We start from the raw sequence: 21995 nt of genomic DNA, 5'->3' as shown, positions 1-21995 counted from the left end.
GTTCTTATTTGTCAAGGTTCCACTATATAGCCGCGCGTCCTACCTTGCGGCATGAAAAAAATTATTCTGCGCACGCTGGGGGTGTTGCTGTTGATTGTCGTAGCGTTGGTTATCAACATCTTCTGGTTTAAGCCGGTGTTCAAGCGGGCGTTTTATGAAAAGGTGTTCATCCAGTTCGCACTCGATTCGCCGGAGTTGCTCTCGCGGCTGCGGCTGCTGGAGGGATTAGGCATTCAGGGCCACAACCGGCGGCTTGATGATGAATCGGAAGAGCAGAACGACCGGCTGATGGTTCGCCTGCAGGAGAACCTCGCCACCCTGCACAGCTACGACACCACCGGCCTGCGCGGCCAGGACCGCCTCAATTACCAAGTGCTCGACTGGTTCATGGGCAATGCGCTGGCGGGCAACAAATTCCGCTACAACAATTACCCCGTCAACCAGATGTTTGGGGTGCAGAATGAGTTTCCGGGCTTCATGGCCAACGTGCACCAAGTGCACAACCGACGCGATGCCGAGTACTACAACGAGCGCCTGAGTGCCGTGGGGCCCAAGTTTGCCCAGGTACTGGAAGGGCTGAAGATTCGGGAGAAGCGTGGCGTGGTGCCGCCCACCTTCGTCATCGACAAGGTGTTGAGCGAGATGAAAGCACTGGTAGCGCAGCCCGCCGAGCAAAGCATCCTGTATACCTCGCTAGCCGACAAGCTGAAAAAAGCCGAAGGCGTAGATGCCGCCGCGCAACAGCAGTTGCTAGCCGACGCCAAAAGCCGCATCACCGGCAAGGTGTACCCGGCTTACCAAAAACTCATTGACCACTTCACGGGCCTGCGGCCGCGCTCAACCAATGATGCTGGCGTGTGGAAATTCCCCGACGGCGCAGCCTACTACGCGTATTGTTTGCGTCAGAACACGACTACCAACCTCACAGCCGCGCAAATCCACGCGCTGGGAAGGAGCGAGGTGGCCCGTATCACCGCCGAAATGCGCGCCATTCTACAGGCTGAAAAAATTGTGGGCGCCGACAGCGTGGGCCCAACGATGGCCCGCCTGGGCGAAGAGCCACGTTTCCTGTACGCCGATACTGACAGCGGCCGCGCGCAGATTCTGGTTGACTACCGCACCATTCTGACCGAGGTTGACAAGGGTCTGAGCAGCGCCTTCCGACTACGGCCCAAAGCGGCCCTGGAGGTGCGCCGGGTGCCCGTGTTCAAGGAAAAGACGTCGGCCGGGGCTTACTATGAGCCGGGCGCGCTGGATGGCTCACGGCCCGGTATCTTCTATGCCAGCCTCTACGACGTGAAGGCCACGCCCAAGTTCGGCATGCGCACGCTGGCGTATCACGAAGGCATTCCCGGGCACCACTTTCAAATCGGTATTGCCCAGGAGCTGAGTGGCTTGCCGACGTTCCGCACGCTGGTGCCTTTCACGGCCTACAGCGAGGGCTGGGCGCTGTACGCTGAGCGCGTAGCCGCCGAGCTGGGTTTCGAAAAGAACCCGTACGACAAGCTGGGGGGCTTGCGCGCCGAGCTGTTCCGCGCTGCCCGCCTGGTGGTGGATACCGGCCTGCACGACCAGCGCTGGACCCGCGAGCAGGCCATCGACTACATGCGCCGCACTACGGGCATGGCCCTCTCGGACGTGACGGCCGAAGTGGAGCGCTACATCGTGATGCCCGGCCAAGCCTGCGCCTACAAAGTGGGCATGCTGAAAATTCTGGAGCTGCGCGAGCGAGCCAAGCTGCAGCTCGGCCCCCGGTTCGACCTGCGCGACTTCCACGACGTGGTGCTGAAAAACGGCGCGCTGCCGCTGGAGATTCTAGAGCGGGTAGTAAATGACTACATCGCTGCTAAGAAGGCCAAAGTGTGAGAAGCGAAGTCTCCGGACGGTTGGCTCCGTTGAGGCGTGCCGAGGCTTGACCAGATACTTCTGAGAAGCTGTTTGAGTTAATCGGCAAACGATGTAGAGACGCATATTTGCGTCTCGTCGTCGAACGAATACCGCTTTTTTCGTTCGACGACGAGACGCAAATATGCGTCTCTACATCGTTTTTAAGGCCTTTTACCGTCATTCAAACAGCTTCTGAAAGGTGAGCAGAGTTGCTGTTTGGCTTATTTGCCGATGCTCACCGGAGCAGAATCGGTAGCAGTAGCGGCGTCGTAAAAGCTGCTCCACTCCAGCAGGGCCGCGGTATCGCCCGAGCACAGGCGTAGCACCCGGTCGGCAGCACGCTCAAAGTTGTCGCTGTTGCTGAGCAGGATGATGGTGTATTTCTGACGGGGGTAGCAAACGCAGAGGTTTTGCCAGCCCGTGGCATGCCCGCCGTGCCAGAACGCCGGGCCGTAGGGCGACCGAAACAAGCCCCAGCCCAGGCCCCACGCTTTGCGCTGCGGGTCGGGCTGCCGGGCCAGGCTATCGCGCCGTGGGCCCCAGCCCCGCTGGCTCGTTACGGAAATCTGCCGGCCGAAGTACTGGCGGTACAGCTTTCGGGACAGCCCTTGCCGGGCCATAACGTGCTGCACAAAAGCCGCGTAATCGCGCGGAGTAGTCACCATAGAGCCCGCCCCACGGGCACTGATGCGCAGCTGGTAGCCAATAGCGGTGCCCGCCGCATCGTGGCCCACGGCATGGTTGCCCGCAAAACGCGCCTGCCACACAAAGCCGGTGTGGTTCATGTGCAGAGGGCCGAACACTTCCCGTTCAGCAAGGGTCTGCAAGGGCAGCCCCGTCCGCTCTTCCATCACGGCACCCAGCAGGTTAAAGCCCTCGTTAGAATAAAAGAATTGCGTGCCGGGTGGGGCAATAGTCGCCAGCCGCGGCCCGTACATATCGCGCAGCACGGGCAGGCCCGAGCTGTGGGAAAGCAGCATGCGGGGCGTAATGCGCCGGAAGGCCGGGTCGCGGGCCAGGTCCTGCCACTTTGGGTAATCGGCAATGGGGTGCCGGAGGTAGCGGTAGACGGGCGTGTCCAAGGCAAAAACGTGCTGCTCCACCAAGCGCAGAAAAATGTAAGCCGTTACTGGCTTGGTGAGGGAAGCGGCGTAGGAAATGGTTTCGGCGTCGAGCGGTTGGTGGGTGCGGCTGTCCTTGGTGCCGAAGTAATGTTCGTAGGCCACTTCAGAGCCCGCCAGTACCAGTACCGAGAGGCCTGCAACGTGGGCAGAGTCGAACACCCGGGCCAGCCCGGCCGTGAGCGCATCCGCCGTGATGGGCGGGCCCTTCAGGTGCCGAATAGTGGTGGGCTGGGCCAGGGCGGTAGCGCTGAACAGGCAGCCCAGCAGCAAGTGAAGCATCGTTTTCAGCATAGCGCAGTGGCCCAACTCAGTAGAGGGTGTGACCACTGCAAAAGTCTGATAACCATTGGTAGAGCCTGGCGACATTTACCCGACACCTGCCCGAAGCCTAGGCGTCTTTCGCTGTTGATGCGCTGCTGAAGATGGGCAGCGACAGCGGATAGTAAACGCGGTGGTTGCGCAAGGCGCGCTGGGCATTCACCACGCTCATTGCCACCACTAGGCCGTAGCAGAGCGCGAGCAGGACGGCGCCCACCGGAAAGTAAAGCACCAGGCACCCCACTCCCAAGCCAATTCCCAGCGTCATCGACAGCTGGAAATTAATGACCGCGCGACCTTGGGCATCGAAGCGGGCATCGGTTGCTCGCCTGCTGAGCCAGAAGAATACCGGGGCCAGGATATTGGCGAAGGGCACCACTATTCCCAGTAACGGCACCAGGTGCAGCAAGGCGAGCTGGTTGCTGGTCATGATGGGGGAGGCACGGCCCGGCTCCACCACCGGCAGCGCAGCTGTTGGCTCCTGCGACAGCGCCTGCACGGGGATGGCCAATGCCCCGGCGAGTAGGGCCAGCGTGGTGAGGTGCGGCGCGCCAGTTGCTGCTTCAATGCGCTGAATGGTGCGGGCCGTGATGCCGGCCCGTTCCGCCAGTTGCTCCTGCGTGAGCCCTCGCAGCGTGCGTTGGTGCAGCAGGTTGCGGGCGACCAATTCCTTGTTCATGGTCGCAATTAACGTATTCTGACGTGTGCTGCTGGGCTTGCTGGCGTTTTTGGCCGGGAGAGCAAATGGCTCTGCGACCGTAAAACCAGTTTTCGCACCGGGTTCGTTTATAGAGCCGATTTGCCGGTGGGCCCCACACCTCCCAGCCAAGCTCCCAACCGAATGACCCAATAGGTAACTCTGCTTCCCGGTTTCACCCAAAAAAATTGTCTGAAAAGCCAGTAGATTTGGGAGATGAAACCCTGCGAAATGGTGTTACCCCCGCAGCCTTTCGCTTCCCTCTTTTCCCTGCTCCATGATTGCCTACCTCGACGGTAAACTTGCTTACAAAGACGCCACCCTTGCCATTGTCGACATCCTCGGCATTGGCTACGAAGTCCGCATCTCACTGGCCACCTACTCCAAGCTGCCGGCCGAGGGCGAGGCCACCAAAATCTACACCTACCAGCACATCAAGGAAGACGGGCAGACGCTCTACGGCTTTTTGGACCCCGCCGAGAAGGTGCTGTTCATGCAGTTGATTTCGGTGTCGGGCATTGGGCCGGGCACGGGTATTGTGATGGTGAGCAGCATGAACGTAGGTGAAATCCGCGACGCCATTGTGCACGAAAACGTGCGCGCCATTCAGTCCATCAAGGGCGTGGGCCCCAAAACTGCTCAACGCGTGATTCTGGAGCTAAAAGACAAGATGCGCAAGGATGAGCTGCTGGCCAAAGCCGGCGTCGACACGGTGCCGCTGGCCCGCCAGCACAATACGCGCCGCGCCGAAGCGTTGCAGGCCCTGGTGACCCTCGGCTTTGCGCGGTCCGCCGCCGAGAAGCAGCTGGACCAGATTCAGCACAAACACGGCGGGGAGTTGAGCGTGGAGGAATTGATTAAGTTTGCTTTGAAGTCGCACTGAGCCGCGCCGCAGAAGTTTGCCGCGTGCCCGGATTAGGCTTGTTTGAGGCGGCTTGCTGCTAAAATTGTAAATGCTGTGCCTGATGCGCGCTGCGTAAGTAGCGCGTGTTCTTACACTTATCTGCTTGAAATCTGGTCAGAAATTATTTCCCGCATCGGTAGTTATAGTTGCGTCGTTGCTGACATGGTGGGCCCCGGCCTCGCCATTGGCGGGGGCGCGCCTGAGCCGGGCGTGGCTGCGCGCCCAGCGCACCCTGGCCCTTGACACGCCCCGCACGGATACCCTTGGGCCGTACAAGGCCAGCCGCCGCCCCCGCGTGCGGCTCCGCGACCGGCCCGGCAGCCCCCTGGGCCAGACGCGGCGCGAGTCGCCGCTGATTCTGCCGCTGCCCAAAACCGTGAAGCTGAACGTGGCCGTTGATGACAGCCTGAAGCAGTTCGACGTGGAAGAAAAGGTGGGCAAGGAAGTGGACTACCGCGACCCCAGCGTGGTGAGCTACAAGCAGTACGAAGAATTTCAGCGCCGCCAGGCCATTAGCGACTATTACCGCCAGAAAGCCAAGGGCGGCATCACGGGTGCGCCGGCCGCGCCGGGCACGCCCCAGGCCCAGCGCCTGATTCCGAAAATTTACCTCGGGCCCATTGCCAACCGCATTTTTGGGGGCAGCTACGTCGATATCCGGCCGGCCGGTGCGGTCACGCTCAAGTTCGGGGCGCGCTTCAACCGCAACGAAAACCCCGCCCTGACCCTGCGCCAGCAAAGCGTGGGCGACTTTCTGTTCGAGCAGAACATCAACGTGAACCTTACCGGGCAGATTGGCACCCGGCTCAAGCTGGTGTTCAACTACGACACCAAGGCCTCGTTCGACTTCGACAACCAGATGAAGTTTGACTTTGCGGGCGATGAAAATGACATCGTGCGCAAAGTAGACCTGGGCAACGTGAGCCTGCCGCTGGGCAACTCGCTGGTGCAGGGCGGCCAGAACCTGTTTGGGGTGAAAACCCAGCTGCAGTTCGGCCGCCTGGGCGTAACGGCCGTGGCCGCCACCGTGCGTGGCACCGCCGACGAAGTCCGCATCCAGAACGGCGCCCAGAGCCGCCAGTACGAGCTGAAAGCCAGCCAGTACGAAAAGGACCGGCACTTCTTCCTGTCGCAGTACTTCCGCGAGCGCTACGACCAGGCCCTGCGTAACCTGCCCACCATCCAGAGCGGCGTTACCATCACGCGCCTGGAGGTGTACGTGACCAACGACAACCGCACCACTGAAACCCTGCGCAACGTGGTGACGCTGATGGACCTGGCCGAGCCGCTGCGCGTGTACCAGCAGCAACTGTTCCAGCCCAACCCCAATGCCACACCTCAGACGCCGGCCGACAACCGCGCCAACCTGGAGTTCAGCAAGCTGACCTCCAGCCCAACCAACCGCGACAATCTGGGCGTGGATGCCTACCTACAAAACACGCTGGGCCTGGCCAAGAACGTAGACTTCGAACGGGTGCGGGCGCGCAAGCTCGACAGCCGGGAGTTTACCTTCAACGCCCAGCTCGGCTACCTGAGCCTGAACACGCCCCTGCTGCCGGACCAGGTACTGGGCGTGAGCTACACCTACATCTACAACGGCAAGACCTATAAAGTAGGGGAGGTGTCGGAGGATTACGGCTCGCTGCCCGCCGACCAGGTAGTGTTCCTGAAGATGCTGCGGGCCAGCAACCCCGGCATTGGCTTGGTTGACCCGGCCAAGAACCCAAACAACCCTAACCTGCTCACCCGCAACACGCCGACCTGGGATTTGATGATGAAAAACATCTATCCCCTGAACGCCTCGCAGCTGAGCCGCGACAATTTTCAGCTGCAAATCGTTTACAAAGACGACGCTACCGGCGTCGACTTGGTGTCGCTGAAAGAAGGAAACCAGTTGGCCAACCGCCCGCTGATTGAGGTGCTGAACCTCGACCACGTAAACCCCAACAACGACCGCAACCCCGACGGCAACTTTGACTTTTTCCCGGGCATCACGATTGACCCGGAGCTGGGGAAAATCATTTTCCCCAACATTCAGCCGTTCGGGTCTTACCTGCGCACGCAGTTCGACCCCAGCGAGACGGCCCTGATTGACAAGTACGTGTACTCGGAGCTGTACAACCAGACCCAGAGCGACGCCCAGCAGCGCCAGGAGAAGGACAAGTTTTTCCTGCGCGGGCGCTTCCAGGGCGGGGCCGGGTCCGATGAGATTAACCTGCCCGGTATTGGCATTGCCCAGGGCTCGGTGCGGGTGCGCTCGGGCTCGACGCTGCTCACCGAGGGCACCGACTACCAGGTGTTTTACGACCAGGCCAAGGTGAAAATCCTGAACCCGGCTTACCTGAACTCGGCCAACGAACTGCGGGTTGAATTCGAGAAAAACGCCCTGGTGCAGGTGCAGCCCCGCAAGCTGCTGGGCGCTCGCCTCGACTACCGCCTGAGCAACGACGTGACGCTGGGCGCCACGGCCCTGCACCTGCTGGAGAACCAGGCCCCAGGCATCAACCGCGTAAACGTGGGCGACGAGCCGGGCAACAACACCATCGTGGGCCTCGATGGCAGCATTCGGAAGGACAGCCGGGTACTGACCAAGTACCTGGACATGCTTCCGTTTGTGTCGACCAAGGAGATTTCGACCATTGCCTTCAGCGGGGAGTTTGCCAAGCTGCTGCCGGGCCGCTCGCAGCTGGGCAACGGCGAAAACGGCGTGAGCTACGTGGATGACTTCGAGAATGCGCGCACGCCCTACACGCTGGGCGGCCTGGCCAGTATCCCGGCCTGGCGTTTGGCCAGCACGCCCCTGCCCATTGGCGGCAGCACCGCGGTGGGCTTGCAGTATGCCTACCAGCGCGCCCGCCTGGCCTGGTACACCATCGACCAGAGCTACTACACCGGTGGCCCCAACGTGCCGGGCAACATCGGCGCGGGCGACCTGACCAACCACTACATCCGCGGCGTGAAACGCGACGAGGTGTTCCCCAACAAAGACTTGGGCTCGACCGGCAACGGCTACGAGTACACCTTCGACATGGCCTATTACCCGAAGGAACGGGGCGCTTACAACTACAATCCTAACGTCACGACCGACGGCAAAAAATTTTCGGGGAATGAGCGGCCCGAAGACAAGTTCGGCGGCGTGAGCCGGGCCATCACCTTCGACACCGACTTCGACAACGCCAACATCGAGTACCTGGAGTTCTGGATGATGGACCCGTTCCTGAAGGCTTCCAACCCCAACGCGCCCGATGCGATGGTGAACATCACCGACCAGGACGGCAACGATAAGGCCAATGTCACCGGCGGCGACTTCGTTATCAACCTGGGCAATGTGAGCGAAGACGTGCTGAAGGACCAGAACCAGCACGAATTCGAGAATGGCCTGCCCGTGCCCGGGCAGGACCCTACTGGCCTGACGACGACCACCCCCTATGGCGTGGTGACCAAACAGCAGTTTCTGACCGATGCTTTCAACGCGGCCCCCGGCGCCCGGGCCGCTCAGGACGTGGGCCTCGACGGCGTGAGTGATGACAACGAGCGCCAGCAGACCCAATACGGGGCACCCTACGTGGGCCTGCCCGACCCCTCGGCCGATGATTTCCGCCACCACCTCGACCCCAGCTACGACGCAGCTAATACCAAGCTGCTGGGCCGCTACAAGAGTTACAATGGCTACGACGGCAACTCCGTGGAGAACAGCCAGCTGAGCTCGACAGCCTATCCCGACAAGGAAGACCTGAACCGCGACAACGTGGTGCAGGACGTGGAGCGCTACTACGAGTACAAGATGAGCCTGAAGCCCGGCACCCTCGAAATCGGCTCGAATTACATCATCGACAAGGTGACGAATAAAATAGGCACCGAAGAAGTGGCCTGGTACCAGTTCCGCATTCCGATTCGGGAGCGGTACACCGCCATTCGTGGGGCCAGCCAGCCGTTTGGTTTCAAGTCCATTCGCTTCCTGCGCATGTACATGACTGGCTGGCAGGACCCGGTGGTGTTGCGCTTGGTGCAGCCCCAGTTCGTGGCCAACCAGTGGCGCCGCTTCATTTACCCGCTCGTGGATGCGCGCCAGGGCAATGTTCCGCCCCAGGGTATTCTTATCGATGCCAGGGCCTTTAATATCTCCACCGTGAGCGTGGAAGAAAACGGCATAGCCGCCGGCGGGGGCATACCATACGTGTCGCCGCCCGGCATCAAGCGCGACCAGGAATACGGCAGCAGCAGCACCTCGCGCCTGCAAAACGAGCAAAGCCTGCGCCTGAGTGTGCAGGACCTGAGCGACGGCTTCGCCAAAGCTGCTTACAAGAACATCACCATTAACCTGCTGCGCTACAAGCGCCTGCGCCTGTTCCTGCACGGCGACACCGACGACAACACAACCCACGACGGCGAAACGCGCGCCTTCCTGCGCATCGGTACCGACTACACCCAGAATTTCTACGAGTACTCGCTGCCCCTGAAGCTGAGCACCGGCACCTCGGCCGACGAGGTGTGGCCCGTGGAAAACCGCATCGACGTAGCCTTCCAGGACTTTATCGACGCCAAGGCCAAGCGTAACCAAACCACTAACAGCTATACCACGCCCTTTACCGTGAACCTGCCCAACGGGGCCAGCATCACCGTAGTGGGCAACCCTGACTTCTCGGCTGTGCAGGGCGTGATGCTGGGTATTCTAAACCCTACCGGCGGCACCGACCTATCGGCCTCGCCTAAAACCGTAAACCTGTGGGCCGATGAGTTCCGGGTGTTCGACTTTGAGCAGCAGGCTGGCTACGCCGCTACCGCCCGCCTGAACGTGAAGCTGGCCGACGTAGCCAACGTGACGGCCACCGGCAGCTTCACCAGCGTAGGCTTCGGTGGCCTGCAGGACAAGGTGCAGCAGCGCTCCATCGACGACGTGTTCCGGGGTGATTTGAACACCACGGTGGCCGCCGATAAATTCCTGCCGCCGAACCTGAACCTGCGCGTACCGGTGCTGCTGCAGATGGGCCGCGAAACCCGCTCGCCCCTCTACGACCCGCTCGACCCCGACACCAAGCTGGAGCAGAGCCTGCAGAAATTCCGGAAGAACGGAGAAATTGACGCCGCTGCCCAGGCCGAGTACCGCAAGAAGGTAATTGACCAGACCACCAGCCGCAGCGTGTCGGTGCTGAACGTGCGCAAGGAGCGCAGCCTGCCCAAGCCCGGCGCGACGCCGAGCGTGCCCAAGCCCTGGGATGTGGAAAACCTGGCCCTTAGCTTCTCGCTCACCGACCGCCTGCACACCGACATCCGCACCGACCGCGACTACACCAAGTCGTACACTGGCGCTTTGGCCTACGTGTACCAAACCACGCCGAAGAACTACGAGCCGCTGGCCAAAATAAAGGCCCTCGATAACCCTTACCTGAAGATTTTCCAGCAGATTAACTTCACGCCGCTGCCCTCGCGCTTCTCGTTCCGCACCGACATCGACCGGCGCTACAACGAGCGGTTCCTGCAGCGCGTGCCGAACCCGGGCGAACTGCCCAGCACGGCTGGCATTGCCCCCATTATTCAGAAGTCTTTCTACATCAGCCGTATTTACGACCTGAAGTGGGACCTGACTAGGAGTCTGATTTTTGACTACACGGCCACCAACCGCGGCGTAGTCGACGAGGGCCGGGGCCGCACCATTGGCGTGAGCCAGGAAGCCATCGACAACCGCAATTCGCTGGAAAACAACCTGATTCGCGGCGGCCGTACGGTGAACTTCAACCAGGTGGCAGCCCTTACCTACCGCCTGCCGCTCGATAAGTTTCCGCTCACCGACTGGCTGAGCGCCGATGCCCGCTACGCTGCCACCTACAACTGGCAGTCTTCGTCGGCCTCGCTGCGCGCGCCCAAGTTCCCGGTGCCCGTCGGCAATCCGGAACTAGATACAATGACTGTGGCTCTGTTTCTGGGCAACACCGTGCAGAACAACGCCGAGTTTAGCGCCAACGGCAAGATTGACCTGGTGAAGCTCTACAACAAGGTGAAGTTTCTCAACATCATCAACAACGCTCCGGCTCCCGGTGCCAAGCCGCGCAGCGTGGCCACCGACCTGCTGAACCCCGAGCGCCGCCCCAACGACCCCGAAGGCCGTAAGCCCGCTGCCGCTGCTGATACTACCCGCGAGAAGTACCGCTTCGTGAAAGCCGTGCTGCGTGGGCTGATGACGGCCCGCTCCATCAATTTTACCTACGTGCGGTCCAACGGTACGCTGCTGCCCGGCTACTTGCCCAAAACGGCCCTCTTCGGTTTCGATAGAGGATTCACAGCGCCGGGCCTGCCCTTCATTGTAGGCAAGCAGTACGACCTCAACGAGCTGTACAACCTGGCCGACAGCCGCGGCTGGTACACCCAGAGTAGTGAGTACCTGAACACCGCCCTGAGCAATCTGCTCACCGAAAACCTAACCCTGCGTACCGCCCTTGAGCCTGTTCGGGGCTTCAATATTCAAGTGGATGCCCGCCGGCAGCTGGCCCGCAACCAGCAGGTGTACTACCGTAACCTCCTCGACTCGGTAACGCTACAGCCCATCCTCGACCCCAGCACTGGCCGCTACTTCCTGGCCGACCATCCACTGCTGGGCAGTGGCTCGTTCCAGACTTCAACCGTTACTATCCAGACGCTGTTTGGCGACCTCGGGGCCAATGGCGAAACGTCGCGCGCGTTCGACACATTCGTGAGTAATCGCAAAATCGTTCGCGACAAACTGCTGGCCGCTAATACGAACGACCGCCAAGGTGGCATTGGCTATGGCTTCAACTCGCAGGATGTGCTGATTCAAAGCTTCTCCGATGCCTACCACGGCCGCTCGTCTGATGGCTATACGGCCAAGAAGTTCAACCCGTTCAGCATGCTGCCGCTGCCTAACTGGCGCGTCGATTACAACGGCTTTGCCGACCTGCCGCTAATTAAGCGCTACTTCTCGTCGTTCACGCTCAACCATGCCTATGCTTCCACCTACAGCATCGGCAGCTACAACACGGCAACGACTTATTTCTCGGAGCCTGATTTCCCCAATCAGATAAGCGCCAGCAACCAGCAGTTCATCCCGTACTACGTGGTGGGCCAAGTAAGCATTGCCGAGCGGCTGGCGCCCCTCATCGGAGTTAATTTCCAGACGGTGAGCCGGGCCACCGGTCGCCTCGAATACCGCACCGACCGCACCGTAGTGCTGAACGTGACCAACGCCCAGGTTACTGAGCTCTACACCAATGAAATAGTGATAGGCTTTGGCTACGCCACCAACAGCCTGAAGCTGCCCTTCCGGATAGGCGGCGAGCAGCGCGTGCTCAAAAACAACCTCACCGCCCGCCTCGACCTCAGCATCCGCGACAACATCACCATCCAGCGCAGCATCATTGACGTCGCTGACCCCACCAGTCCTACGGACCAGGGCAACATCGGCCGCGCCCAGGGCCAGATTACCAACGGCAACAAAACCTTCCAGCTGCGCCCCACCGTCGACTACCTGCTCAACAGCCGCCTTAATCTGCAGCTCTACTACAGCCAGACCGTGACCACGCCGCGCATCAGCAACGCCTTCCGCAACACGGCTTCCGAAGGCGGCGTGCAGCTGCGCTACAGCCTCACGCAGTAAGTGGGGAAGTAGATTGCAAGGGGCATGAAAGAGCGGATGGCCGAAATCAGTTTTGCTGCGGCAAAACATTTCGGCCATCGTCGCCTTCCCCAATGCCGCATTGCCTAATTTTGTTGCCAACCTACTACTCCGCCAACCCACCAATCCATCATTCTTATGAACCTGCCCGCCACCCTGCACTATACCAAAGACCACGAATGGATTCGCGTTGAAGGCGACGTTGCCTACGTGGGCATCACCGACCACGCGCAGAAAGAGCTGGGCGACATTGTATACGTCGACATCGATACCCTCGACAAGGAGGTAGCCCGCCACGACGTATTCGGCACCGTAGAGGCCGTGAAAACCGTTTCCGACCTGTTCAGCCCCATCACCGGCACCGTGCTCGAAGTGAACGACAAACTGGGCGATGCCCCCGAAACCGTGAACTCGGACCCCTATGGCGACGGCTGGATGGTGAAAATCTCCATCGCCAACCCCGAAGAATTGGCCGACCTGCTTTCCGCTGAAACCTACGGCGAGCTCGTAGGCGCGTAAAAAGTAGCACGGCTTTGGCTTGTGCGCCGCGATGTTTATGCTTTCGCCCAATCCGCCCAGGTCCTTGCCCCCCGCTCCCGTTCCGCGGCCCTACGCTGCTTTGCCGCTGCTGTGGGCTGCCGTGGTGCTGGTGCTCACGCTTACTCCTTCTGATGAAATGCCGCGCACGCCCGTGTGGAAGCTGTTGTCGTTCGACACAGCCGCCCACGCGGGCGTGTTTTTCGTGCTGGCCGCCCTCAGCTGGTTCTCGCTGCATCGGCAGCGCCGCTGGCGTTGGCTGGCCCGCCATGCCGCCACGGTAGTACTGGTAGGCTGCCTGCTGTTCGGGGGCTTCATCGAACTGCTGCAAATGACCATGCACCTCGGCCGCCACGGCGAATGGTCGGACCTGATTAGCGACGGCCTGGGCGCAGCACTGGCCGCCGGACTGGCGGCGTGGTGGGCGGGCCGTACAGCCCGGCGCCGGCCGGTTGCATCCGTAGCGGCTGTGCTGCTGGCCTGCGCCATACTGCCCAACCCGGCCCAGGCTCAGAATCGGCTGCGCGCCAAGCGCACCATCAAAGTGCTGGCGTCGCCTAAGCTGCACGGGCGCGGCTATGTGCAGCAAGGCGAGCACTTGGCCGTTGCCTACCTGCGGCAGCGCCTCCAAAGCCTGAAATTGGAGCCACTGGCCCCCAATTACACGCAGCCCTTTACGTTGGACGTAAATACTTTCCCCGACGGCGTAGCAGCCTCCATTCGGGCCGAGGGCGGGGGCAAGGGGTGGGGCTGGCCTGCTGGTACAGCTTGCATAGCGGCCCCCAACTCAGCCGCTGGCAACGTAAAAGCCCGCCTACTGCTGCTCGATACCCTGGTATTCACGCAGGCGGCCGTGCGCTCCCGCTACCTGCGCACGCCCTGGCCCCAGCGGGTACTGCTGCTGCGCGCGGCCGACGAGGCCCGCCTCGCGCAGTTGCCCGCGTTGCGCGAGCGCCTCAACACCGCCGCTGCTTGGATTACGGTGGTGCCCAAGCTCACGGCCTCGTTGGCCGCCGAGCAAGCTCCCCAACCCCGGGTGGAAGTGCTGGCCAGCAAAGTGCCGCTGTGGCTCGACAAGGCTATTTTTGGCGATACTGCCACCAACATCCCCAAGGGGCGCACCGTGTGGGCCACCGTGCGCGTGGGAGCGAAGCTGCAGCGCAGTTACCAAACCCAGAACTTGGCTGCCGTGGTGCGCGGCACCGTGCGCCCCGATTCCTTCCTGGTCGTCTCGGCGCACTACGACCACCTGGGCATGATGGGCCCGCACGTGTACTTCCCCGGCGCCAACGACAATGCCAGCGGCGTGGCCTTGCTGCTGGAGCTGGCGGCCCACTACGCCAAACCCGAAAACCGCCCCGCTTATTCTGTCATCTTCCTGCTTTTCGGAGCCGAAGAAGCCGGCTTGGTAGGCTCCAATTATTTTGTGAAGCATCCGCTCGTTCCCCTCAAGCGCATCAAGTTCCTGATGAACCTCGACTTGCTTGGTACTGGCGAAAAAGGCGCGACCGTCGTCAACGGTCGCGTGTTTGAAAGCGCTTACCAACGCCTCACTGCCCTCAACGACGCCCACCACTACCTGCCGGCCCTGGCAGCCCGCGGCCGCGCGGCCAACTCCGACCATTTTCCGTTTTCTGAGGCTGATGTGCCGGCGTTCTTTCTTTATACCCGCGGCGGCAGTGCTGCTTACCACGATGTGAACGACAAGCCCAAGGCTTTGTCGCTGGTCGGATTCGCTGGGGCGTATGGCCTGGTTCGCGATTTCCTGAACGAGTTGGGGGCAGCACCGGCGCAACGGTAGGTGCGCAGTATACATCAACAAGACGGTCATGTCGAGCGCAGCCGAGGCATCTCGCGTGCTTTAGAGCCGTTTTGGAGTCAGTGGATGTAGGGGTGGGGTCGTTCATCGTTCAGCCTGTACACTGACCACGAAACCGCTCTAGTAACTCAGCCGATGCAATGATGCGAGCGAGATGCTTCGGCTGCGCTCGGCATGACGTTCAGACAGGAAAATATAAGCACAAAAAAGCGGTAGCCGAACCTGGGTTCGACTACCGCTTTTGGTATTTGCTGTTAGAAAGGCCTAGCCTTTAGCTTTCAGCGAGAGCATGATTTGCTTGGCGATGGGCTCCCACTCGGGCTTCTGACGGTCGGCGCAGTTGAAGGTGCAAATCATCAACTTGCCTTCTACGTCGGTGAAGAACACCAGCGTGTACACCTCGTGGCCCATCTCAGGCTTCATGAATTCGAGGTAGCCAACCTTGCGGTTGTTGATGTTCTTCACGCCGTCGCCGAACCAGGTGGCTTCTTTGTACTGCTTGTGGTAAGTCTTGCCAAACGAAGCGGCATACACGTCAACCATGTCCTGGTCGGCGTCGTTGTCGCTGTAGTTGAAGGCGAGGCTGATGAGGTTGTTGTTGGTGAAAATTACGCTGGGCCGGCTCTGCGCCTTGGCGTAGGCGAAGTCCATCTGCTGCTCAGTCATTACTTCGAAACCCTTGGGAATCAGGATTTCAACCCGCTCGCTGAGTACGCGCTTCTTCACCAACTCAATCTCGGACAGGGGCTTGGCGGCCGTTAACAAAATGCCCAGAATGCAAAGTAGTAGTGTAGATTTCATACAATTAGGGATAAGGAGGTGGGGGTAGTAAGCTGTTTTCGTGTAGCCAAGTTAGATACAATATTTAACAATCCAACTTTCTGGTTACAAATATTGCGAATTATTTTTTATTGACCAAATATGCCTACGCAATGCAGACAATAATGGCTTAATAATCGGCAGGTTGGCTTAGTATACAAAAGCATGCCAAAATACCGCTTCGAAGGACAAAATGCCGTGATAAAGCTTGTTTTGTAATTTGCTTTATGAGATTAATTCAATTACAGGCGGCAAATTTTCGATGAACACCACATAACCCACGGTGAATATTTGGCCGTGTTTTCCCAAGGCTGGAAAACAGTCTATAAAATATTGTTGAGCTGCTCTTTAATTTTTTCCAACTCCTCCTTCATGCCGACTACTAGGTGCTGTACGGCGGCGTCGTTGGCCTTGGAACCGATGGTGTTGATTTCGCGGCCAATTTCCTGGGCCAGAAAGCCTAACTTCTTGCCTACAGCCTCATCTGGCTGATTTACGGCCTGCTCGAAATAGGCCAAGTGGGCTGCCAGGCGTACTTTCTCCTCCGCGATATCGAGCTTCTCTATATAGTATAAAACTTCCTGCTCGAAGCGGGTGGCGTTGAACTGCTCGTGGCTGGTGAGCTCGGCGAGGTGGCCGGCAAGGCGCTGGCGCACATGCTCGATGCGGGCCGGGTCGCGGGCTTCGACTTCGATAAGCTGCTGGCGAATGGTGGCCACGTAACCCAGAATTTCGGTGGTCAGGGTTTGGCCTTCGTCGTGCCGGAACTGCTGAATGGCGGCCAGGGCTTCGGTGAGCAATGGCTGGAGCTCGGCCCAGGTAATCTCCTCGGCAGCGGGCTCGGCCTCGCGCATCTCGGTGGCGCTGGGGATGACGCCGGGCAGGCGCAGCGCCGCCAGCAGGGTATCTTCGCCGGCCAAAATACCAAAGGTTTCGCCAATGGCTTTCAGCTCATTGAAGGCAGCTACTAAAGCCTCTTTGTTGAGCGTAGTGGCAGCGCGGGCGGCGGCTGGCCGCACGAAATCGAGGTTGAGGTTGACTTTGCCGCGCAGCAGGGCCTTGGTAACGGTGTTGCGGATTTCGAGTTCGTGCGGCATCAGGAAGCGGGGCAGGCGCAGCGTCAGGTCCATGGTTTTGGAGTTGACGGAGCGGAGCTCGACGGTGGCGGCGTAGGTATCGGTTTCGCGGTGGGCCTGGCCGAAGCCGGTCATGGAAATAAGCATAGCGGAGAAGTTAAGCGGGCCAATTAATGAATTGACCCAACAATGATACGGCGGCCGCGGGTGGGGCTGCCGCGATGGTGGAGGTGCCAGCGGGTAAAAGCAAGGCAGGTGTTACGCAAATGTTATACAACAGATTGAAATACAACAATTCGGCAACGCCCCTGAAGGCTGGGCCGCCGTTGAGGGGCCAGACCTTTGCACCCGCAATCAACCCTCTCAATTTATGTTTGTGCGTACTCGCTTTACTCATGTTTTGCTCCTGCTTGTGCTGCTACTGGCCGGCTTGCCCGCCAGCTGGGCGCAGGTAACGACCTCGGCCCTGACCGGCAAGGTGACCTCCGATAAGGGCGAAGAGCTGATTGGCGTGACGGTGGTGGCCACCAACCTGCCCACCGGCACCAAGCGCGGCACCGGTACCGAGCCCGACGGTCGTTTCACGATTCCGAACCTGGCCCCCGGCGGGCCTTATGAGGTAACCGTAACTTACGTGGGCTTTAAGGAGCAGACCGTGAGCGGCGTGTACCTGACGCTGGGCAACAGCACCAAGCTGAACTTTGTGCTGGCCACCGAAGCCCAGCAGCTGAACGAAGTAGTGGTGGTGGGCAACACCCAGGCCACCAAAACCGGGGCCGGCACCACCGTGGGCCGCGAAGCCCTGCAGCAGCTGCCCACCATTTCGCGCAGCATCCAGGACTTCACGCGCCTCGACCCGCGCAACTCGGGCAACTCGTTTGCCGGTTCGAGCTTCCGCTACAACAACATTACCCTCGATGGAGCCGTGAACAACGATGCCATCGGTTTTTCGCCCTCGCTGGGCGGGCAGAGCGGTACCAGCGGCCTGCCCGGCGGCTCGGCCCGCGCCAACCCTATTTCGCTCGATGCCATTCAGGAAATTCAGGCGTCGGTGGCGCCGTTTGATGTGAAGCTGGGCAACTTCACGGGCGGCTCCATTAACGCCGTGACGCGCTCGGGCACCAACGACTTCCACGGCTCGGTGTATGGTTACGGCCGCAACCAGAACGTGACCGGCCGCAGCATCGACGAAAACCGCAGTAAGATTGGCTCGGAGTACCACGACTACCAGACCGGTTTCCGGGTGGGCGGGCCGATTATCAAGAACAAGCTGTTCTTCTTTACGAACGCCGAAATTGCCCGCCGCCAAGAGCCGCAGTTTTACGGCGCGGGCACGGCCGGCTCGCCGGTGACCACGGACCTGGCCCAGCAGATTTCGAGCAAGCTGCAGAACAGCTACGGCTACAACGTGGGCGAGTACGGCGACTACAACATCCACGCGAATTCGAACAAAGTGTTTGCCCGCCTCGACTGGAACCTGAGCGACAAAACCAGCATTGCGCTGCGCCACAACTTCATCACCTCGACGGCGACCAACCTGGAGCGTTCGGGCAGCCTGTTCAAGTTTGGTTCGCAGGACTTCAACCAGAACAACGTGCAGAACTCGACGGTGCTGGAGGTGAAGAGCAACTTCAGCAGCCAGTTTGCCAACAACCTGATTCTGGGCTACACCAATATCCACGACTTCCGCGACCTGCTGGGCGGCCAGAGCACGCTGTTTCCGGCCGTGCAGATTAACAACGTGGGCACCGACGCCAGCAAAGGCTACGTGGGCTCGAACCAGGTGCTGCTGGGCTCGGACCGCGAGGCCAGCATCTTCAATACCCGCCAGAAGACGTTCGAAATCACCGACAACTTCACCTTTTATAAGGGCGCCCACGCCCTCACGCTGGGTACGCACAACGAGCTGTACCACATCGACTACGGCTTTATCAACTCCTGGAACGGCCGTGTCGAGTACAATAACGTGGCCGACTTTATGGCCGACAAGCCCAACCGCATTCGCGGCACTTACAACAACACCGACAATTCCTACGCCAACAACTTCAACAACCCGTCGGCGGCGTTCAACATCAACTTCTTCAGCGCCTACCTGCAGGACGAGTGGAACGTGAACGACAAGCTGAAAATTACGCCCGGCGTGCGTTTCGATATTGCTTCGCTGCCCACCAAGCCCGCCCTGAATACCGGCCTGGTGAACAACCCGCAGAACGATGCCAACACCCTCGGCCAGACCTACTCGCACACGGCCTGGAAAGACCTCGACAACAACTACCTGGGCCAGGTGCAGATTTCGCCGCGCCTGGGCTTCAACTACGACGCGAAGGGCGACGGCTCGCTGGTGCTGCGCGGCGGCACGGGCGTGTTCACGGGCCGGGTGCCGTTTGCCTGGTTCGGCTACGCCTACTACAACAACGGCGTAAACTTCAACTCGGTCGACGTGAACAACATCCGGGCGACGAATGGCGGCGCCGGCACCGTTTATACCCTGAACTCGGACCCGAACAAGATTTACAGCCAGCTGGCCAGCGCGGCTTACAACCCCGCCAACCTGAAGGCCGGCACCACCGAAGTGAACCTGATTGACAACGACTTCAAGATGCCGCAGGTGTGGCGCTCGTCGCTGGCGCTCGACTACAAGCTGAAAACCGGCACGCGCTTCTCGGTGGAAGGCCTCTACACGAAGACTTTGCAGGACGTGAAGTTCGAGAACATCAACCTGGCCGACAACGTGACGTACCTGGGCCAGGGCCCGACCGAAAGCCCACGCTACACGGCCGCCGCATTCGGCAGCAAGGTGAACAACGGCTTCTCGAACGCCTTCTTCCTGACCAATACCCAGAAAGGCTACCGCTACCAGCTGACCGGCTCGGTGGGCCAAACGATTAACAACCTGATTGATGCCTCGGTGGCCTACACCTACGGCCGCAGCTACGACATCAGCAACGGCATCCGGAACTCGCCCCAGAGCAACTGGGAGCTGAACCCGGCCCTGAACGTGAACGACCCAGCCGTGGCCTTCTCCAACTTCGACCTGCGCCATCGCGTGGTGGCCTCGCTTAACCTGCATAAAACATTCGCCCAGCGCTTCACGGGCTACTTCACCTCGGTGCTAACCTACGCCAGCGGCTCGCCCTACACCTGGGTGTACAACAACAACCTGCTCGGCAACGGCCAGCAGAACGTGCAGCTGGCCTACATCCCGAGCGGCCCGAGCGACATCACATTCGTAACGGCCGTGCCCAAAACCACTACTAACCCCAGCGGCTTCGCCGTGGATGCCAGCGGCGCGCAGTACAACGCCTTCAGCCGCTTCGTGGATGGCGACTCGTACCTGAGCACCCGCCGCGGCAAGTATGCTGAGCGCAACGCCGGCCGCACCCCCTGGAACAACCAGGCCGATGTGCGCTTCATGGTGGAAGCCAAGCTCGGCAACCTGGAGCCCAACGCGGCTAGCGTAACGACTTCAGGTGGCCACACGCTCCAGATTTCGCTGGACCTCATCAACGTGGGCAACCTGCTAAACAAGAGCTGGGGCCGCCAGTACTTCGTGCCCAACACCTTCAACTCGACGCTGGGCACGGGTCTCACGCAGGCCGCCGCCTACGCCGATGGCGCGGGCAACCTCTCGGGTAGCTACACCTCAGTGTTCAACCGGCCTACCTACACCTACGGCACACCGGCCACGTACTCGGTCGACCAGCTGGCCTCGCGCTGGCAGGGGCAGCTGGGTCTGCGCTACTCGTTCTAACTAACAGGTTGACGCTAATTCCTGTATTCAGCACAAAGCCCGCCCTTTGCAGGGGCGGGCTTTGTTTTTACCGACTGCGTCGGATATTGCCCCGCTGGCGCTAGCGAGTCAGGGAGGGAACATAGTCGAGCGGCAGGGCTTCGCCTACTCTTTCGAAAGCCCAGTAGCCATCTACTTTCACGCTCATAGGGTTGGCCAGGTAGCCGTTGGGCTGAATGACGGCAGCCGGGCCCAGCAAGTGCAGCTCCGACACTTCCAACACGGGCTCATAGGGTGGCCGGCCCAGTCCGACTTCTGCCCGGCTTGCCGGCCACTGGCTTTTGGCTGCGGCCCGCGACTCGCTGATGCGGGCTTGTAGTATGCGGGCCGCATATTGGCCGTCTGGCAGCTCGTTCTGATAGGTGACGCGCAGGTCGAAAGGGGTTTCAAGTTTCACCTGGCCGGCCGCAGCCTTGCTTATTTGCGCGGCGCTCAAGGGCTGCTGGTACACGAGGGCCACGATGCCGGGGGTAGGGGTGAGAACGGCAGCCAGCGAATCGCCGGCTTGCTTTATCCGTTGTTGCGTGGGGCCCGAGTTGAGCGCGAGGACCATTGCCTCTACCCGAAACCCTTCCTGCGCGAGCCGGTCTTCGCGCACACTGCGCAGGAAATGCGGCAGCGAGCCGGCGTAGGCTTTGCGCCGGCTTGCCTCCCAGCGCTGCTGCTGCTGGGCATCAGTGCTTTTCAACTCTTCGAACACCGGCGCCGCCGTAAACGTGATGCGTTGGCTGGCGTAGTCGACCCGGAAATCGAAGTGGTGATAGGTGATGCGGTAGCCCAGGGCCTGATTGATAACCGACAAGTGCCGCGGGGCCACGGCCACCAGCTCGTGGCGGCGCTGGTCGATGAATACGGCCACGTCGGCGGGGTTTTCGATACGGCAATGCTCCGACAAAGCGCTGCCGCCCAGGAACTGTCGCACGAAACGCCGGTAGTCGGCCGGCCGGTTTTCAGCCGGTCGAACCACTACTTCATCCAGATGAGCGGCGGGCTGGAGACTGGGTGTGAAGGTGACCGACTGGCGCAGGTCGAGTAGTTTTTTATAGAGGTCGTAACCCACGTAGGACACCATGAACTCGTATTGCCCGGCCGGCAGGCCAGCCAATGCAAAATGGCCGGTCGAGTCGGTGGTGGTGCCGTAGGTGGTGTTGGCCAGAAACACCGTGGCAAAAGGCAGGGGCTGCTGCGTGCGGGCGTCGCGCACCTGGCCATCGAGCCTGATTTGGCCCCAGGCAGACAGGTGCAGCAGGAGCATAGCCAGCACAAGGCTACCGGTAGCAAAAGGAAAGCGCTTCAGAATCATGGCTCTGAGTAGAAGGTGGAAAGAAAGCAATGATACAATATGAAGTGCGTTTCAGGAACCTGGCAGGCTGCTTAAAGAAGGCTGCTACTTTTAC

At 60.4% G+C, this 21995-nt stretch carries 11 protein-coding genes; 6 read left to right on the top strand and 5 right to left on the bottom strand.

Going from position 1 to position 21995, the window contains the following annotated elements:
• The first annotated feature begins 51 nt into the window (after positions 1-51).
• The gene (locus tag ABD837_RS12005; RefSeq protein WP_345054616.1) at positions 52-1866 is read left to right on the top strand and encodes a DUF885 domain-containing protein; all 1815 of its coding nucleotides are present in this window, start codon (positions 52-54) and stop codon (positions 1864-1866) included.
• Positions 1867-2108: 242 nt separating this feature from the next.
• On the opposite strand, the gene ABD837_RS12000 is transcribed toward ABD837_RS12005, so the two are convergent.
• Together ABD837_RS12000 and ABD837_RS11995 are read right to left on the bottom strand one after the other, a co-directional pair.
• The gene (locus ABD837_RS12000; RefSeq protein WP_345054614.1) at positions 2109-3290 is read right to left on the bottom strand and encodes a serine hydrolase domain-containing protein; all 1182 of its coding nucleotides are present in this window, start codon (positions 3288-3290) and stop codon (positions 2109-2111) included.
• 109 nt (positions 3291-3399) lie between these two features.
• Positions 3400-4008, bottom strand: a complete 609-nt coding sequence (locus ABD837_RS11995) for a magnetosome magnetite crystal formation protein family (protein WP_345054611.1) — start codon at positions 4006-4008, stop codon at positions 3400-3402.
• Positions 4009-4303: 295 nt separating this feature from the next.
• Here ABD837_RS11995 and ruvA point away from each other — a divergent pair, with 295 nt between their 5' ends.
• From ruvA to ABD837_RS11975, 4 genes are all read left to right on the top strand, one after another.
• Entirely contained in the window at positions 4304-4909 is a 606-nt protein-coding gene (gene ruvA / locus ABD837_RS11990; protein WP_345054608.1) for a Holliday junction branch migration protein RuvA, read from the top strand.
• A gap of 124 nt (positions 4910-5033) precedes the next feature.
• Positions 5034-12539 (top strand): T9SS outer membrane translocon Sov/SprA, encoded by a 7506-nt coding sequence (sov, locus tag ABD837_RS11985; RefSeq protein WP_345054604.1) that lies wholly within the window; start codon positions 5034-5036, stop codon positions 12537-12539.
• A gap of 156 nt (positions 12540-12695) precedes the next feature.
• Positions 12696-13076, top strand: coding sequence for a glycine cleavage system protein GcvH (gene gcvH / locus ABD837_RS11980; RefSeq protein ID WP_345054602.1), 381 nt, complete (start codon positions 12696-12698; stop codon positions 13074-13076).
• 64 nt (positions 13077-13140) lie between these two features.
• Positions 13141-14895: a VanZ family protein gene (locus ABD837_RS11975; RefSeq protein WP_345054599.1), complete on the top strand. Its 1755-nt coding sequence runs from the start codon at positions 13141-13143 to the stop codon at positions 14893-14895.
• 282 nt (positions 14896-15177) lie between these two features.
• Here ABD837_RS11975 and ABD837_RS11970 read toward each other — a convergent pair whose 3' ends face one another.
• Together ABD837_RS11970 and ABD837_RS11965 are read right to left on the bottom strand one after the other, a co-directional pair.
• Positions 15178-15714 (bottom strand): hypothetical protein, encoded by a 537-nt coding sequence (locus ABD837_RS11970; protein ID WP_345054597.1) that lies wholly within the window; start codon positions 15712-15714, stop codon positions 15178-15180.
• Positions 15715-16055: 341 nt separating this feature from the next.
• Positions 16056-16955, bottom strand: coding sequence for a YicC/YloC family endoribonuclease (locus tag ABD837_RS11965; RefSeq protein WP_345054594.1), 900 nt, complete (start codon positions 16953-16955; stop codon positions 16056-16058).
• 253 nt (positions 16956-17208) lie between these two features.
• Between ABD837_RS11965 and ABD837_RS11960 the strand changes: the two genes are divergently transcribed.
• Positions 17209-20559, top strand: a complete 3351-nt coding sequence (locus ABD837_RS11960) for a TonB-dependent receptor (protein ID WP_345054591.1) — start codon at positions 17209-17211, stop codon at positions 20557-20559.
• Positions 20560-20659: 100 nt separating this feature from the next.
• Here ABD837_RS11960 and ABD837_RS11955 read toward each other — a convergent pair whose 3' ends face one another.
• A complete protein-coding gene (locus tag ABD837_RS11955) occupies positions 20660-21901 on the bottom strand; it encodes a carboxypeptidase-like regulatory domain-containing protein (RefSeq protein WP_345054588.1) in 1242 nt (413 codons plus the stop codon).
• Positions 21902-21995: the final 94 nt, after the last annotated feature.

Origin of the sequence: Hymenobacter glaciei, from assembly GCF_039539585.1 — a bacterium.
Lineage (GTDB): Bacteria > Bacteroidota > Bacteroidia > Cytophagales > Hymenobacteraceae > Hymenobacter > Hymenobacter glaciei.
The sequence above is the reverse complement of the archived record's forward strand: the minus strand, read 5'-3'. Positions and strand labels throughout refer to the sequence as shown.

Excerpts from the sequence above, each read along its gene's own strand:
- ABD837_RS11965 (WP_345054594.1), bottom strand. The coding sequence starts at position 16,955 with ATGCTTATTTCCATGACCGGCTTCGGCCAGGCCCACCGCGAAACCGAT.
- ruvA (WP_345054608.1), top strand. The coding sequence starts at position 4,304 with ATGATTGCCTACCTCGACGGTAAACTTGCTTACAAAGACGCCACCCTT.
- ABD837_RS12005 (WP_345054616.1), top strand. The coding sequence starts at position 52 with ATGAAAAAAATTATTCTGCGCACGCTGGGGGTGTTGCTGTTGATTGTC.
- ABD837_RS11955 (WP_345054588.1), bottom strand. The coding sequence starts at position 21,901 with ATGATTCTGAAGCGCTTTCCTTTTGCTACCGGTAGCCTTGTGCTGGCT.
- gcvH (WP_345054602.1), top strand. The coding sequence starts at position 12,696 with ATGAACCTGCCCGCCACCCTGCACTATACCAAAGACCACGAATGGATT.
- ABD837_RS11995 (WP_345054611.1), bottom strand. The coding sequence starts at position 4,008 with ATGAACAAGGAATTGGTCGCCCGCAACCTGCTGCACCAACGCACGCTG.
- ABD837_RS11970 (WP_345054597.1), bottom strand. The coding sequence starts at position 15,714 with ATGAAATCTACACTACTACTTTGCATTCTGGGCATTTTGTTAACGGCC.
- ABD837_RS12000 (WP_345054614.1), bottom strand. The coding sequence starts at position 3,290 with ATGCTTCACTTGCTGCTGGGCTGCCTGTTCAGCGCTACCGCCCTGGCC.